Source organism: Mucilaginibacter boryungensis (assembly GCF_015221995.1).
In the GTDB taxonomy this organism is placed as follows: Bacteria; Bacteroidota; Bacteroidia; order Sphingobacteriales; family Sphingobacteriaceae; genus Mucilaginibacter; species Mucilaginibacter boryungensis.
The window spans coordinates 1,619,040-1,635,228 of the sequence record NZ_JADFFM010000002.1 but is presented as its reverse complement, the minus strand read 5'-3'; the positions used below and the strand labels follow the sequence as shown (position 1 = coordinate 1,635,228).

The following is a 16,189-nucleotide window of genomic DNA, read 5'->3' as shown; positions in this document are numbered from 1 at the left end:
GACAAAAAATCTTTAACAGGATAACTATTGCCAAAATTATACACTTATAAATCACTCAAAATGAAACCATTCACAAATAAATTACACCTTATATATATACTGCTATTGGCTTTGCTGCCAGCAGCAGGGTTTGCCCAGGGCCCAAAACCTTCGGCAAAAATTACAGGCAGCATTATTACCGCCGAAAATAAACCGGTTGAATTTGCCACAGTAAGCTTATTACGCGCCAAAGACTCGTCGGTAGTTAAAGGCACGCTGGGCACAGACAAAGGCACCTATACATTAAATAATATTGTCCCGGGCAATTACGTGGTTAAGGCTACCGCGGTTGGATACACTAAAGGCGTAAGTAAAACCATTGCTGTAAATGCACCAGCTACGTTTACCGTACCAGCTATAAGTGTCCGGGCATCGGCAAAAACATTAAAAACCGTAAATATTCAAACCGCGAAACCATTACTTGAGCGCAAACTTGACCGCATGGTTATGAACGTAGAAAACAGCGCATTGGCAGCCGGCAATTCGGCTATGGATATATTGGAGCGCGCGCCCGGTATAAGCATTGATAAAGATGACAACATTAGTCTTAATGGCAAAAATGGTGTCACGGTAATGATAAATGACAAGTTAACCTACCTGTCATCAGCACAATTAGCTACACTGCTACGTTCAACTGATGGCAATAACATCGCTACTATAGAACTAATCACTAACCCATCAGCTAAGTATGATGCATCAGGCAATTCGGGTATTATTAATATCAAACTAAAAAAGAACCGCCAGGTTGGTACCAGTGGTACGCTTACCGCAGGAGCTGGTTACGGGATATTCTGGAAGGATAACGAGAGTCTTTCTTTAAATCACAAAGAAGGGAAATTGAATATCTATACCAACATTAGTCACAATGATGAGAACCGCGAAAACAATATTAATATTAAACGCGTGGTACAACAATCGGCCGGGAGCACTTATTTCGATCAAAATAGTCGCTTAATCTCTCCAAATCATTATAACAACTACCGTGTAGGGGCCGACTACGATCTTTCCAAAAAGAACACCATTGGTTTTGTAGTAAATGGCTATACTAATTTCGAAAGCGATAGCAGCAGCAGCGCAACACGTATTGGAAAAACTATAGCAGTAGGCGATTCATCGCTGAAAAGCAATTCGCAAAGCTTACAGCATTATACCAACTTTGCCGCCAACATGAACGATCGCTGGCAAATAGACACCCTTGGCCAGGAATTAAGCATCGATTTGGATTATTCCCGCTTTAATAACGAAGTGAATGCCAATTACCTGAATAGTATCTATTTCGCTAACGGTTCGTTAAAACAAGCCGAGTACCTGCGCAACCAATCGCCATCTATTATTAATATACGCACCGCTAAGGCCGATTATACTTATCCATTTTCAAAAACATTGAAACTTGAAGCCGGCGCAAAGTTCAGTAATGTAAAAACTGACAATAATTTATTAGCTGAATTACGCAATGCTTCCGGTAATTATGTAAACGACCCAAGCCGGACAAACCACTTTATTTACCAGGAAAAGATTGACGCGGGTTATGTTAACCTGGGTAAAAGCTATAAGAACACCTCATTCCAGTTGGGTGTCAGGGCCGAGTACACTACATCTAACGGCTACCTGGTTAACAGTCCGCCAGTGGTGAAGCATTATCTGGACTTTTTCCCAAGTGTATTTATCAATCATAGCATCAATAAAAAGAACGATATCGGCTTCTCTTATAGCCGCCGTATCGACCGCCCTGATTATGGCAGCCTTAATCCATTTGTATTTTATTTGGACAAATACACTTACCAGCAGGGTAACCCGTTCCTGAAGCCGCAATACACCCACGCACTTGAAGTTGACTATACCTGGAACAAAACCATCAACGTGGCATTAAACTATAGCCACACTACCGATGTAATTAACCAGATCATCCTGACCGATACCGTTAAAAAGGCATCATATCAAACCAATTTGAACTTACAGGTGCAAAACTCGTACAGCATGAATTTCAGTTCGCCTTATACTATTGCCAAGTGGTGGACAGGTAATGCTAACGTGAATATGTTTTACAATAAGTTTGAATCGAACGGCTTACTGGGGGCTAACTTAAACGATGGCTCTTTTGCCTACCAGGCCAGGGCTACACAAAACCTTACCTTTATTAAAGGCTACCGTATAGAAGTCACCGGCGTATACCGTTCGGCACGTACAAATGGCATATTTAATATGAAGGAACAATATACTGCCGATGCAGGTGTTAGTCATAGCTTTGCTAACAAGAGGGCAAATATTAAGCTGAACATGAGCGACATATTCAATACCCGCCGCAATAATGTAACCAGCATGTATCAATCGGTAAACCTGGAAGTACACCAGAAAAACGAAAGCCGGGTTACCCGCCTCACCTTTACCTACAGCTTTGGCAACAACAAAATAAAAGCCCGCCAGCATCAAACCGGCGCCGACGCAGAAAAGAGCCGTGTTGGCGGAGGTAACTAATACACATCCGCAAGCCTATTGAAACAGGCTGATATATTTATAAAAAATCCCGGTTACGCATGTAGCCGGGATTTTTTTTCGTTCCGGTGTAACCTTGGGGTACATTTCTGCATCTTAATAACAAAATCCGGTTACGGCCCAGTTCTGCGCCGGTTTAATAAAAGCTTTAATAAACAATTTAAAAAGACGAAAAAATCTTAAAGGATAACTATTGTCAAAATTATACACTTATACACACTTAATAATGAAACCATTTACCAATAAACTATATCTTATATATATACTGCTACTTGCATTTATGCCCACGATAAGTTTTGCCCAGGCTATAAAACCGGCCGCCAAAATTACGGGGAGCATTGTTACTACTGAAAATAAACCTGTTGAATTTGCTACCGTTAGCTTGCTGCGTACCAAAGATTCCGCGATAGTAAAAGGGGCGCTTGGTAACGAAGCCGGTGTATACGCACTTACCAACATAGCCAACGGTAACTATATCATTAAAATAAGCGCGGTTGGTTACAACAAAGGCTTAAGCAAGCCATTTACAGTAAGCGGAAATAATGTGACCGTGCCCGCCATCAGCATGCAATCTTCGGCGCAGGCATTAAAAACAGTAAACATCCAATCGGCACGACCGCTAATTGAACGCAAACTCGACCGTACAGTAATGAACGTGGAGAATAGTGTATTGGCTGCAGGTAACTCGGCTATGGAGATACTGGAACGCGCGCCCGGCGTAAGCATTGACAAGGATGACAATATTAGCCTGAATGGCAAAAGCGGCGTAACCGTAATGATAAACGATAAGCTTACTTACCTATCGTCAGCGCAACTGGCCACGCTACTGCGTTCTACCGATGGTACCAATATTGCCGCCATAGAACTGATCACTAACCCATCAGCTAAATATGATGCTTCGGGCAATTCGGGTATTATCAATATCCGCTTAAAGAAAAATCGCGAAGTGGGCAGCAGCGGTAGCATCACTACCGGTGTTGCCTACGGTCACACGTGGAAAGACAATCAAAACCTGTCGCTGAACCATAAAGATGGTAAACTGAACATGTTTGGCACTTTTAGCCATAACGATAATAGTAACCTGCAAAATCTGAATATCCGCCGCGTGGTTGATAGCGTTGGCTCGCTTACCTATTTCAACCAATATACGCCCATGCAAAACACTAACCATAACAACAGCTATCGTGTTGGGGCCGATTACGATCTAACCAAGCACAACACCGTAGGCTTTATTGTGAATGGCTATGATAATACCCGTGTAGATAATTTACCTACCGTAACCTACATAGGTAAAACATTGGATGTCACCAACGCTTTGTTAAACAGCACATCCGAATCGCATCAGCACTATAAAAACTTTGCCGCCAACGTTAACGATCGCTGGCAGATAGATACCCTGGGCCAGTCGTTAGGTATCGACCTGGATTATGCCAAGTTCAGCAATACCAATAATGCCGCGTATGCTACTTATAGTTATAAACCCAACGGACAGCAATCACAAGCGCCGGTATTTTTGCGCAACCAGTCACCATCGGTTATTGATATCCGCACCGCTAAGGCCGATTACGCTTACCCTTTCAGCAAATCGTTAAAATTAGAAACAGGCGCGAAATTCAGCGATGTAAAAACCGATAACAATTTGCAGGCGCAAAGGCAAAACGGCGCAGGTGTTTATGTAAATGATGCTACCCGCACCAATCACTTTGTTTACCAGGAGAAAATTGACGCGGGTTATGCTAACCTGGGCAAAACCTGGAAAAAAACATCTGCACAAATTGGCGTACGCGCCGAATATACTACGTCGTTAGCTACCCTGGCCGGGACGCCGCCTGTACCGCGCAATTACATTGATTTTTTTCCAAGCTTTTTTGTTAACCACACCTTATCTAAAAGGAATGAAATTGGGTTTTCCTACAGTCGCCGTATCGATAGGCCAAGTTATGATAACCTGAACCCATTTGTGTTTTATTTAGATTCGTTAACTTACGTACAGGGTAACCCTTTCTTGAAGCCACAGTATACCCATGCGTTTGAACTGCATTACACCTGGAATAATACGATAAACGTAAACCTGAATTACAGCCATACCAGCGACGTAATTACACAGATAATTTTGACAGATGCCGTTAAAAAGGCCACCTTCCAAACCAACCTGAACTTAGATGCACAGGATGCTTACGGGTTAAATATCAATTCGCCTTATACTATTAATAATTGGTGGAGCGGCAATGTTAACCTGAATACGTTTTACCTGCTTAATAAAGCAAACAATTTGCTGGGGGCTAAACTAAACGTTGGCCAGCTTGCTTACCAGTTCCGCACTACCCAAACCTTTACCTTTATTAAAGGCTATCGGTTGGAAATATTAACTAACTATAAATCGGATATTAAAGTCGGTATTTACGATGTACGCCCGCAGTATAATATAGATGGCGGTATCAGTCACTCTTTTGCCAACAAAAAGGCAAACATCAAATTCTCGGTAAGTGATATATTTAATACACGCACCAACAATGTAAACAGCATGTACCAATCGGTTAACCTGCAAATAACTCAAAAGGGCGAGACACGTGTTAGTCGGTTAACATTCACTTACAACTTCGGTAACAATAAAATAAAAGCCCGTCAACACCAAACCGGCGCCGACGACGAAAGCAACAGGGCAGGGAAAGGTTAAGCCCCCCGGCCCCCTGAAGGGGGAATAATGTGCAAATGAGAAAATGTGCAGATATGCAAATGAAAAAGAGGTGTTCAGATTTAAATCGGGACACCTCTTTCGTTTAGTTCTTTAGGCTTTATAACTCCCCTTCAGGGGGCTGGGGGCTTCTTACTGCCCTACCATAAACACCGCGTTGCTAAACAGCAGCTTGCCATTCTCCCAAAACTCACGGAACAGGGGATCGTCAACCATATAAACTACCGTGCCGCGGCCCAAGTTTTGCACGCCAAGCAGCATGCCGTCGGCAATTTTGGCTTTGCTTTTCTGGCCTACAAAGCCCGCGACATAGGCGTCTTTCTTTATGGTTCCTACATTCCAGCCGTTATCGCCCAATAGTTCGTAAATATTATCGTCAAGCTTTAGCGTGTAGTAATAGTTTGGCAAACCAAAGCCCAGCGGGTGACTGTTATCCAGTTTCATGCGGTAGATGGCGCCCGGTACTGTCGAACGCAAGGCCTCGTGTTCACGCTCGCTGTAAATTCTAACTTCTTGTACTTTTTTAGTTTTACTTTCGTCTTTTTCGTCCTTTTTATCCTTTTTTACCGCTGCGAACCCTTTCTTATCGCCCAACTGACCGATAGCATCGCCCATTACTATTAATTTACCGCCGTCGCGTACCCAAGCCTGTAATTTATCAGCCGGTAATTCATTGTAATTCCCATCAGGAACGATCAGTACGTCAAAATCTGCCAGTTTTACCCGGCCCATATCCTGATAGCGCACCAGCGTTACCGGGTAACCTATTTGCTGTTCAAAAAAATGCCATATTTCGCCCATCGCCTCCGAATTGGTGCCCTCGTTACTTAGCAGCATTACACGGGGCTTACTGATAAAGTGCACTTCTTTCGACCCGATATCCGCACCCTTATCTACAAAACCCGAATTAAGCGGCACCAGCCTGCGCCCAAACATATTGGCCGTTTGCACTACCACCTGATCAAAGTCAGACCGGCTATTGCCCGCTTTGGTGATGATAAGCGACCCCGCGCTAAACTTTTTACCGCTCGTTTCAAAAGCATTTTCGGCATAGCGCACTTTAACGCCTTTTTTTAGCAGGGCCGCTAAAAACTTCACATCCTCTATTGATTGCCAGCCGCCCACATAAGCATAGGCTTTGGTGGCATCCATTGGGGCTTCGGTGGTGTGGGTGTAATTGGTTTCAATACCTTTTATAGATTCCTTTACACCGTAGGCTTTTAACCCATAAGCGTAAGGTAAGGACCATGCCGTAATATCATACGTATTCGAATCGGCCACAAAGGTTTTGGGTTCGAACAATACATTCAGCAATACCGATTTTGGCTGATAGGCATTAATGACCATATCATCGGCGGTAATATTAAATGGTTCTGATTTGGCTGTGAAGTAATTATAGCCGCTAAGCACCGGCTTATTTAAGCCGAAGGCATACTGAATGTTATTCCTATCCAATAATTTGGCAAGCGCCGCTATCTTATCTTTATTCTCATTTTTAACTACATAGGTTTTATACTCGCCCGATGGGTTGGTACGGCTGTCGTCAAAAAACTTTTTGTATTCAGCTAATACTTTTTGCGCGTTCAGCGACGCTATCTCTACCGTACTTAAACTATTTGATAAATGGTGCTCTATCCTGTCGGCCAGGGTCAGCGTATCGCCGCTTTTGGTTAGCACTGCCAGTCCGCCGCTAATACCGCCCTGCTCATAGGTCATCCCGATGGAACCGTTATAGAGCGGGTAAGTATCGCCATACGATGGATATAGCAGGTCAAACTCCTCGCGGGTAAAATACATCCAGCCATTCTGGTCGAAATATTTAGCGTTGTTTTTACCAATGGTGGTTTGAAATTCGCGCTGCCAGCTGGTAATTACCCGGTGGAAAGGTTCGGCAGCCGGAGCAAAATAGTAAGGGCTGTTATACCCCTGTTCGTGAAAATCAACATGGATCTGCGGCAGCCATTGATTAAATAAACCCACGCGCGCCTGTGTTTCTTTTTGAACCTGCCAGGCCCAGTCTCGGTTCAAATCAAAATAATAGTGGTTCACCCGCCCGCCAGGCCAAGGTTCGGTATGCTCGCGCGAGGCATTACTGGCGTCGGGTATCATATCGCCCACCTGGTTGTAATAGTTTACGTAGCGGTCGCGCCCATCGGGGTTAAGGCAGGGGTCTATCGCTACTACCGTGTTTTTTAACCAGGGCTGAGTACGGGTATTAGCCGGGTCGGCCAGATCAAACAGTGCCTGCATAGCCGCTTCGCTTGATGATGGTTCATTACCATGCACATTATAACTTAACCACACAATAACCGGCGGATTGTTAATGGCCGGGCTTTTTTCCAGCCCCGCTAACGACAGGTTGTATTTGCGGATGGCATCCAAACGGTTAATATTCTCTTCCGAACCGATAAACATAGTCATCAGCGGGCGACCTTCGTTAGTGATGCCGTATTGCAGCAACTTTACGTTTTTAGAGTTTTGCGCCACATACCTGAAATACTCGGCAATACGCGAGTGAAAGGTAAAATGCGTGCCCAGCTTATAGCCCAGAAACTCGGACGGCGACTGCAGCGACTGCGCCCCAGCCAGGCTGTAAACGGTTAGGAATAAGATAAATGAGAGTAATTTTTTAATCATACGTAAAAGCTAATTTAATAAGATTTATTGGGATAAACTACAGTCTGTAACATACTGACCGTCATGCCGAACTTGTTTCGGCATCCCATTGTGTAGGTTACCTATGTTATTATACTTTGCAGATGAGATGCCGAAACAAGTTCGGCATGACGCGATAAAACTCCCGCTCAAAATCCGCACATTTGCATATCTTCAAATTTGCACATCTAAACCCATGACACCCGCACAGGCGCTTCAAAAATATTACGGTTACAGCGAATTCCGTCACAAGCAGGAAGAAATTATCCGGCAGGTATTAAACGGCGGCGATGCTATGGTGCTAATGCCTACCGGCGGGGGTAAATCGCTTTGTTACCAATTGCCTGCGGTATTGCTGGACGGACTGACAATTGTGATCTCCCCACTTATTGCCTTGATGAAAGACCAGGTTGATGCGCTGAACGTAACCGGTATCCCCGCGGCTTATTTGAATTCGACCCAAAGCAGCGGCGAGCAGCAGGCTATCATAAGCCGCTTAAAAAACAATGAAATAAAGTTGCTATACCTGGCACCCGAGCGTTTGTTTAAAACCGGCAACCGCTTAACCGAGTTTTTGCAATCGTTAAAGGTCTCGCTTATCGCGATAGATGAGGCGCATTGTATATCGCACTGGGGGCACGATTTCCGCCCTGAATACCTGATGCTGGCAGGTTTGAAAGATGCCTTCCCGGCTATACCGGTAATTGCGCTAACCGCCACTGCCGATCAGCTAACCCGTAAGGATATATTGGAGAAACTCGCCTTGCATAACCCCGCGCAGTTTGTATCATCATTTAACCGGGCAAATATTACATACACCGTTACGCCTAAAAAGAACAGCCTGAACCAGTTGCTGGCCTTTTTGGATCAACATAAAGATGATTCAGGGATTATCTACTGTTTGTCGCGGCAATCGACAGAAGATTTGGCAGCGCAACTAAAAAAAGAAGGCTTCCTTGCCGAAGCTTACCATGCGGGTTTAAGTAACGATATTAAGGCCCGCAACCAGGAAGCTTTTCTGCGCGATGAGGTGCGCATTATTGTGGCTACCATCGCCTTCGGTATGGGTATCAATAAATCGAACGTGCGCTGGGTGGTGCATATGGACCTGCCAAAAAACATTGAGGGTTATTACCAGGAAACCGGCAGGGCCGGTCGTGACGGCCTGCCATCTGACGCGTTACTATTTTATTCGCCGGGCGATGCCTTCAAGCTGCAAAACTTTGCCCGTATTGAAGGTAACGAAGACCAAAGCCGCATTATGCTACGCAAACTGGATGATATGGTAAAGTTTTGCCAGCTGACTACCTGTCGACGCAAATATCTGCTGAATTACTTTAACGAGAGTTTCCCCGACACCTGCGGCAGCTGTGATGTGTGCCTGAGCGATTATCAAAAGTTTGACGGAACACTCATCGCCCAAAAAGCACTGTCGGCCGTAGCGCGGTTAAAAGAATCGTTTGGCAGCGGCTATGTGATAGATATTTTGCGCGGATCGAACAACTCGAAACTTCGCCCCGAACATAAACAACTAAAAACTTATGGCATTGGTGCCGATTTGAGCAAAGCCGACTGGCAGCGTTACCTGCGCGAATTGATCACTCTTGGTTACCTAAAGGTATCCGATGGCGCTTACCCTGTTTTAATGCTGACCAATAAAAGTGAAGCCGTTTTAAAGGGTCAGCAAACTGTTGAACTCACGTTAAGCCAAACCACCGAAGAAGAGCATCACGAAGCATTACCACACGAAGCCGAACTGTTATCCCGTCTAAAAACCATCCGCACGGAAATTGCCAACCAGGAAAATGTGCCGGCCTATATCATCCTGTCGGATGCTACTTTGCTGGAACTGGCTACCTATCTGCCGCAAAGTATGGACGAACTAAAATATATCTCGGGCTTTGGCGAGGTGAAACTGGCTAAATATGGCGAGCTGTTTTTAACCACCGTTGTAAATTATTGTGATGAAAAGGGGCTGGTATCGCAAATAAAAAACCGCCCCGTAAAGCGCGAGCGCAAAGCCATCAAAACAAGCAGTAAAAACACCCGTAACGATAGCTTTGAATTATATAAACAAGGCAAAACAATTGCCGAAATAGCCCAACTGCGCGAACTTAACCCGCAGACTATTGAAAACCATCTTTACCAGTTTATACAAACCGGCGAACTGGAAGTAACCACCTTCGTAGCCGAAAGTAAAATACCCACCATTACCGATGCCATTGAAAGCTACGGCGCCGAACGCCTGGCCCCGCTAAAAGAAATTTTAGGCGATGATTATAGTTATACCGAAATTAAAGCGGTTGTAGCGTGGATGAATAGAGAGCAGTTCACCCGCCGCTTTTTACATTAAAGGATGATAAGTTATTGACCGCGTACCTACATTAGTTTCGTGGCCTTAGCCTTAGTCCCAGCATTACATTCAACACACCGGTTACTACAAATGCCATAGCGGTCCAAATTAAAATGGTCATTGAACCAAACACCGGGTTAAACCATATCATCCCAACAAATAACAATATCACAATGGCGCCCAATATCAGCACCGCTGCGTTGCCATGTTTGCGGTAAGCCAGCACCGTAATCCCTTTAAACAGAAAATAAAACCCTATGATGATGCGCAACACCACTAAACTTGCCGCCAAATGGCTCATCAGGATAAGGCCCAGCAGCAGGTCTGTCAGTCCGGCAAATAAATGCCAGCCGCGGTTGCCCGTACCGTAATCGCGGTAGGCGCGCAACAATTCGGCTACGCCGGCTAAAAGTATAATAAGGCCGAACGAGAAACCCAGCGCCACAAAGCCACTGGCCGGTTTGGCAAACAGATACACCCCCAGGGCTATAAATAACAACCCTCGTATTATAAACACCCACCAAAGGCGCAGGCTGCGGTCAAGCGTAATTTCCATGTGATTGAGCTTTTTTATATCAAACTGAAAATGATAGAAATGGTTTTGAGCGAGGGGTTGCCTTTATTTATTATTATCTAAAACCTCCATAAAAATCGCCTACTTATTTCTCATTATCCAATAATCATTGTTTATGATTATAATTTTAATTATAGTATTTATCTATAACTCATTGACCTTTTCAATAATATAAGCCACCAAAAAAGCGTATTTTTGCCTTAAATATTAATAACACTTAAAAATATACAACTATGTTAACGATAGGACAGAAATTCCCTTCATTTTCTAAAACAGCCGTAGTAAGCCTTGAAAAAGGTAAAGAGTTTGAAACCATCACTTCAGATTTTTTGGTGAATGAAGATAACGTTTGGACTGTAATGTTTTGGTGGCCAAAGGATTTCACTTTTGTTTGCCCCACAGAAATTGCAGAATTCAATAAAAACTTTACCGAATTTCGTGACCGTGATGCCCGCCTGATCGGCGCTTCAACCGACTCTGAATTTGTACATGCAGCCTGGAGAAGGGACCACGACGATTTGCGCGATTTGAAATTCCCGATGCTGGCTGATACTTCAAAATCATTGGCTGAAGACCTGGGTATTTTAGAACCAACCGAAAAAATCGCTTACCGCGCTACTTTTATTATTGATCCTCAGGGCATTATCCGTTGGGTTAGCGTTAACGACCTTAGTGTTGGCCGTAACGTAAAAGAAGTTTTACGCGTACTGGACGGTTTACAAACCGACGAACTTTGCCCATGCAACTGGGAAAAAGGCCAGGAAACTTTAACAGTTTAAAATAACCTCACCCCAAACCCCTCTCCAGCAGAGAGGGGCTTTATTCTTATTCTATTAACTAAAACAAATAAGTCTCCCCTACAGGGGGAGATTTAGAGGGGGCCCTATGAACGAATCTACCGAAATAATCAACGAAATATTAACAGCCATTGGGGTTGATACCGCCTACCGTACCGAAAGCCTGAGTTTGCTGGAGAAAGGTGAATCGCGTTACCTGCGCGATTTGAAACTGAATTTCACCAGTACCCTTACGTCCGAGCATTTAAGCACAAAAGAGTGCGCATTGCTTGGGCTTAGCGTGGCCATCAATAATAATAACATCCCGCTTACCCAATATTTTACCCGTTACGCCGAAGAACAGGGCGCTACCGCCCCGGATATAGCCGAAGCAGCAGGTTGTGCATCGTTATTGGCGGCTAATAATGTTTTTTACCGCTTCCGCCATTTTACGCAGAAAGAAAAATACACACAAATACCTGCACGCATCCGCATGCAGCTGATGATGAAACCAGTAACCGGCAAAGAGTTTTTTGAACTGATGAGCTTGGCTATTTCAGCAGTAAATGGATGTGAAATGTGTGTGAACGCGCACGAAGATTCTTTAATTAAACTTGGCACTACCGAAGAGCGGATCTTTGACGCAGTACGTATTGCATCGTTAGTAACCGCTACCGGGAAAGTTATTTTTTAAATATCCTTTTTGTCATTGCGAGGAGCGAGCACGTGGCCATCTTATAGTATCGTTAATCGAGCTGTGAGATGACCACGCTATCGCTCGCAATGACAATTCTAGTTTACTTGTACCATCTCTATTCATTTCCTACCCTTCGTTAATTCTCTTCTTAGAAGCAGACCTGAGGATGTTTATATATCGAATACCTGCAGCACAAATTCTGCATAGCTTAAACTACTGTCCTTTGCTTTCCTTCTTAAAACTACTGGCCTTAATAATCAATATGACTTTTCAATAGCAAATCTTGTAGTACATTTGTCAGGTAAACTTACAAGTTTAGCTGACAATAAAACAGTGGACAATCAACAGACACGTCAATTAGCCAGTAGCCTGCGTAATATTGTTACAAGGCTTACTAAAAAACTGCGTAAACAATCGCCGGCGGGAGAAAAACTGTCTTTAACCGAACGGTCTACCATCGCATTGTTAGATCAGCATAAGCAATTGCTACCCAGTGAGCTTGCTGATATGGAGCACATTACCAAACAATCCATGTCGCAGGTGCTCAACCACTTGCTGGAGATGGGACTAATTATCCGTACAGCTTCAAAAACAGATAAACGTAAAGTACTTATCTCCCTAACAGAACAAGGCGCAGCATTACTTTACAAAGTGCGTAACGAGCGCGAAGAATGGCTAAATAAAGCTTTGAACGAGGTATGCAGTCCAGAAGAGCATGAACTTTTGCAAAAAACATTAGTGTCACTTGCTAAACTGGTTGATTGGGAATGATGAATTTATAATTTAAACAAGGCCTCTCCCAAAAGGGAGAGGGTGCAAGGAGAAGTGAGGTAATGAATATTAGTACATTTAAAGCTATTAAAAGCTACAACTACCGGTTATATCTTTTCGGCCAATCTGTTTCGCTGATTGGCACCTGGATGCAAAAAACCGCTGTTAGTTGGGTGGTATACGAACTGACACAATCTAAATTTATGCTGGGCCTGACGTTGTTTGCCAGTATGTTCCCTTCATTTTTGTTCTCCTTTTTAGGAGGGGTAGCCGCCGATAGGTATAATAAGTTCCGCCTGTTATTAGTAACCCAGGTGGCCTCCATGGTTCAGGCTGTACTATTAACCATATTGGTGTTCACCAAAAGCTATAATGTATGGGAGATAATAGCACTTAGCGTAATGCTGGGGATTATTAACGCCTTTGATGTCCCTGCCCGGCAGTCGTTGGTGTATGATATGGTTGATAATAAAGCCGACCTGCCGAATGCCCTGGCGCTTAATTCATCTATGGTAAATCTTTCAAGGCTGATCGGCCCGGGTATAGCCGGCCTGGTTATTGAAAAATGGGGGAACGACTTTTGTTTTGGGCTGAATGCGCTAAGTTTTGTGGCGGTTATTGGTTCGTTGCTGATGATGAAACTGCCTGAATACCAGTCACGCCCCCATACCAAAAACATGTTTGGCGAACTGAAAGAAGGCTTTGTATACCTGAAAAACACACCCAGCATTTCCTTCATTTTAGTAATGTTAGCAGCAATTAGTTTATTTGTACTGCCTTACAGTACGCTAATACCGGTTTACGCTAAAGATATTTTTAAAGGGACCGCATCAACTTTTGGTGTGATAGACAGCGTAATTGGTTTGGGCGCATTTTCAGGTGCAATGTTCCTGGCATCTTTAAAACCCGGCCGCGATTTAAAAAAGATCTTAGCGATAAACACCTTGATATTTGGCGCTGGCTTAGCCCTGTTTGCACATGAAACCAACTATCCCCTGGCCTTAATATTCGCCACACTAAGCGGCTTTGGTATGATGTCGCAAATAACCATCAGTAATACGCTGATACAAACTACCGTAGCGCCTGAAATGCGTGGCCGGATCATAAGCTTTTACGCCACCGCTTTCTTTGGGATGCAACCGCTGGGCGGATTGCTGATTGGCGGATTATCGCAGTGGATAGGGGTACAAAATACTATTCTGGCCGAGGGCGGGGTAGCTTTGGTAATTGGTGTATTGCACCTGCGTTTCCTAAGGAAAAAGAAAATACAAAAAAGGGAGCAGGTGATACTGGAACAGCAGCCCGTAGAATTAGCCCCATCGAATATCATCCGGAATAATCCATTTCTAAACAAAGCCTCTTAGCATTCAGTTGTTACCCCCCGGTAAAGGGATTACACCAAACGTTCTGATGGAACGTAATAAATGCTGGTTTACATTGTTACCAACCAACCGTTCCTAACGGAACGGTTCTTATTTTCATCCCGTAGGGATGTTAGGTGGGTAGAAATAGGAGAAATTGCACCGTTCCATCGGAACGATTGGTGATGACCAATATGCCTTTTCGTTGCTATTACTCAGTAAAGGGGGTTAAAACCGGCGCGGTAATCTCATAGCTGGACTTCCAAACTATGTGATTACCGCGCCGGCTCACCTTACGCAAACAAATTGCGTTATATTTTATCTTAAAACTTATTAAACCCGCCACCCATTTTAACTATCTGGAAGCTGTCGTACGCCATTTTCTTGTTGTATTCCATGGCCAATGTTTTATGGTTAATCAGGTCTACAATGGTTCCTATAAGGCAAAAACCCCCAGTAAAAAAGTAAACAAGCCCCATTCCTATCTGGCCCAGCACAAACCGGTGCACACCAGCTATGCCTAAAAAGCCTATCAGTGTAAACAGCAACACATCCTGTGCGCTTTTGCGTTTGCCTGCATAAACATTAAAGAAATATTTTTGCTGATTTTCGTCCAGTCCTGCGGTAGCTTGTTGTAAAAAGCCTATTTCTTCGGCGGTAATACCGGGAAGCATCATATAGGCGTTAGGTTGCATGTCCATTTTATTCTGTTTTAATGATTGATTGTGATGTAAAACTAAGATACAACTAAACATTGGCCTAAACAATATTGGCGGGCAGGGCAAACATATCGGCGAACGACGGTTTTTTGGCGGTTAAACTACGCTATTGAAAAGGGGGATGGTAATATGTCCGATATTGATTCAAGGCTAAGGTATAAACCCGCCAAAGCAGTACACCCAATACCGGTATGCCAAACCAATGGGCATGAAACGATGCGCTGATATTCCCCCGAAACAAATAACTGATAGCATGCCCAATACCACAACCGGGACACCAGGTTATCCCCATACGCCGAAACGGACACAGTACAAAATGCGGTTGTGCCGGGTCGCTGAAAGCCAGCGCTATTAAAGCAGCTATCCAAAATAATAGTTCAAAATTTGTCTTGATAAACTTCAGCACATATCAAATATAGGCATAAAAAAACAGCGTCCCGATTTGACCGGGACGCTGTTTTATTGAATGAGATACTAATCTTTAATCTTTAATTAACTAATCTCTCCCTTAAAGTGTCTTATGCCTATTCATCAATATTAACGAAACCGCAAGCGCTTCTAAAATACCTACCAGCAACGCGCCAAACATGCGGCCCGAAAAATCGGTAAAGTTTACGCCGCCAGATACATAATTGAGATATAAAATAGCTATAAACACGGCAATAACACCGCCAACTATCAATGTTTTAAAGCATTGTACCAAAGCCTCCAGGAAACTAATTACGCCGCTCATTTCATTTTCGCGGTAAGCGCGCACCCCAAAAAATAAACCAACAAAGGGGATCAGTACCGATAAGTATTCGTATGGGGCTATTTGATGCGCGCCGGTGGTATTGTAGCCCATCCAGTGCATGGTGAATAGCCATAAACCGCTAAGTATGCCTATTACAAGGCCGGTAATAAATGCATTTTTCATTTTGTTATAATGTTTGGTTAAATCAGCTTAAACACAAACCACAGGTTTGTAATGTAATAAGTATAATCAGGCGTGGTTTGTTTTATGTATACGGTGTTTTTTGCTGAAAAGGTTGTCTGTAATAATATTTATTACGGAAC

At 43.8% G+C, this 16,189-nt stretch carries 12 protein-coding genes; 7 read left to right on the top strand and 5 right to left on the bottom strand.

Annotation, left to right across the window (positions count from 1 at the left end; all coding sequences use genetic code 11):
• The first annotated feature begins 60 nt into the window (after nucleotides 1-60).
• The gene (locus tag IRJ18_RS20185) at nucleotides 61-2,514 is read left to right on the top strand and encodes an outer membrane beta-barrel family protein (protein WP_194108087.1); all 2,454 of its coding nucleotides are present in this window, start codon (nucleotides 61-63) and stop codon (nucleotides 2,512-2,514) included.
• A gap of 298 nt (nucleotides 2,515-2,812) precedes the next feature.
• Nucleotides 2,813-5,209 (top strand): outer membrane beta-barrel family protein, encoded by a 2,397-nt coding sequence (locus tag IRJ18_RS20180; protein WP_194108086.1) that lies wholly within the window; start codon nucleotides 2,813-2,815, stop codon nucleotides 5,207-5,209.
• A 150-nt stretch (nucleotides 5,210-5,359) separates the two neighbouring features.
• Here IRJ18_RS20180 and IRJ18_RS20175 read toward each other — a convergent pair whose 3' ends face one another.
• Entirely contained in the window at nucleotides 5,360-7,864 is a 2,505-nt protein-coding gene (locus IRJ18_RS20175; RefSeq protein ID WP_194108085.1) for a M14 family metallopeptidase, read from the bottom strand.
• A gap of 214 nt (nucleotides 7,865-8,078) precedes the next feature.
• On the opposite strand from IRJ18_RS20175, the gene recQ reads away from it, so the two are divergent.
• Nucleotides 8,079-10,235, top strand: a complete 2,157-nt coding sequence (recQ, locus tag IRJ18_RS20170; RefSeq protein WP_194108084.1) for a DNA helicase RecQ — start codon at nucleotides 8,079-8,081, stop codon at nucleotides 10,233-10,235.
• A 31-nt stretch (nucleotides 10,236-10,266) separates the two neighbouring features.
• Here recQ and IRJ18_RS20165 read toward each other — a convergent pair whose 3' ends face one another.
• Nucleotides 10,267-10,791, bottom strand: a complete 525-nt coding sequence (locus tag IRJ18_RS20165; RefSeq protein ID WP_194108083.1) for an HdeD family acid-resistance protein — start codon at nucleotides 10,789-10,791, stop codon at nucleotides 10,267-10,269.
• 251 nt (nucleotides 10,792-11,042) lie between these two features.
• Between IRJ18_RS20165 and IRJ18_RS20160 the strand changes: the two genes are divergently transcribed.
• From IRJ18_RS20160 to IRJ18_RS20145, 4 genes are all read left to right on the top strand, one after another.
• Nucleotides 11,043-11,588 carry a peroxiredoxin gene (locus IRJ18_RS20160; RefSeq protein ID WP_194108082.1) on the top strand — a complete coding sequence of 182 codons (546 nt, stop codon included), beginning with the start codon at nucleotides 11,043-11,045 and terminating at the stop codon, nucleotides 11,586-11,588.
• Nucleotides 11,589-11,694: 106 nt separating this feature from the next.
• Entirely contained in the window at nucleotides 11,695-12,279 is a 585-nt protein-coding gene (locus IRJ18_RS20155) for a carboxymuconolactone decarboxylase family protein (RefSeq protein WP_194108081.1), read from the top strand.
• A gap of 336 nt (nucleotides 12,280-12,615) precedes the next feature.
• The gene (locus tag IRJ18_RS20150; RefSeq protein WP_194108080.1) at nucleotides 12,616-13,053 is read left to right on the top strand and encodes a MarR family winged helix-turn-helix transcriptional regulator; all 438 of its coding nucleotides are present in this window, start codon (nucleotides 12,616-12,618) and stop codon (nucleotides 13,051-13,053) included.
• A gap of 62 nt (nucleotides 13,054-13,115) precedes the next feature.
• Nucleotides 13,116-14,417: an MFS transporter gene (locus tag IRJ18_RS20145; protein ID WP_194108079.1), complete on the top strand. Its 1,302-nt coding sequence runs from the start codon at nucleotides 13,116-13,118 to the stop codon at nucleotides 14,415-14,417.
• A 320-nt stretch (nucleotides 14,418-14,737) separates the two neighbouring features.
• Here IRJ18_RS20145 and IRJ18_RS20140 read toward each other — a convergent pair whose 3' ends face one another.
• The 3 genes from IRJ18_RS20140 to IRJ18_RS20130 form a co-directional block, all read right to left on the bottom strand.
• The gene (locus tag IRJ18_RS20140) at nucleotides 14,738-15,115 is read right to left on the bottom strand and encodes a TM2 domain-containing protein (RefSeq protein WP_194108078.1); all 378 of its coding nucleotides are present in this window, start codon (nucleotides 15,113-15,115) and stop codon (nucleotides 14,738-14,740) included.
• 124 nt (nucleotides 15,116-15,239) lie between these two features.
• Nucleotides 15,240-15,539: a DUF2752 domain-containing protein gene (locus IRJ18_RS20135; protein WP_317174114.1), complete on the bottom strand. Its 300-nt coding sequence runs from the start codon at nucleotides 15,537-15,539 to the stop codon at nucleotides 15,240-15,242.
• Nucleotides 15,540-15,641: 102 nt separating this feature from the next.
• Nucleotides 15,642-16,049 carry a DUF4199 domain-containing protein gene (locus tag IRJ18_RS20130; protein WP_194108077.1) on the bottom strand — a complete coding sequence of 136 codons (408 nt, stop codon included), beginning with the start codon at nucleotides 16,047-16,049 and terminating at the stop codon, nucleotides 15,642-15,644.
• Between the last annotated feature and the right edge of the window lie 140 nt (nucleotides 16,050-16,189).

What these genes read in the sequence shown, in the direction of transcription:
- IRJ18_RS20185 (WP_194108087.1), top strand. Translation starts at nt 61, where the DNA reads ATGAAACCATTCACAAATAAATTACACCTTATATATATACTGCTATTG.
- IRJ18_RS20180 (WP_194108086.1), top strand. Translation starts at nt 2,813, where the DNA reads ATGCCCACGATAAGTTTTGCCCAGGCTATAAAACCGGCCGCCAAAATT.
- IRJ18_RS20175 (WP_194108085.1), bottom strand. Translation starts at nt 7,864, where the DNA reads ATGATTAAAAAATTACTCTCATTTATCTTATTCCTAACCGTTTACAGC.
- recQ (WP_194108084.1), top strand. Translation starts at nt 8,079, where the DNA reads ATGACACCCGCACAGGCGCTTCAAAAATATTACGGTTACAGCGAATTC.
- IRJ18_RS20165 (WP_194108083.1), bottom strand. Translation starts at nt 10,791, where the DNA reads ATGGAAATTACGCTTGACCGCAGCCTGCGCCTTTGGTGGGTGTTTATA.
- IRJ18_RS20160 (WP_194108082.1), top strand. Translation starts at nt 11,043, where the DNA reads ATGTTAACGATAGGACAGAAATTCCCTTCATTTTCTAAAACAGCCGTA.
- IRJ18_RS20155 (WP_194108081.1), top strand. Translation starts at nt 11,695, where the DNA reads ATGAACGAATCTACCGAAATAATCAACGAAATATTAACAGCCATTGGG.
- IRJ18_RS20145 (WP_194108079.1), top strand. Translation starts at nt 13,116, where the DNA reads ATGAATATTAGTACATTTAAAGCTATTAAAAGCTACAACTACCGGTTA.
- IRJ18_RS20140 (WP_194108078.1), bottom strand. Translation starts at nt 15,115, where the DNA reads ATGGACATGCAACCTAACGCCTATATGATGCTTCCCGGTATTACCGCC.
- IRJ18_RS20130 (WP_194108077.1), bottom strand. Translation starts at nt 16,049, where the DNA reads ATGAAAAATGCATTTATTACCGGCCTTGTAATAGGCATACTTAGCGGT.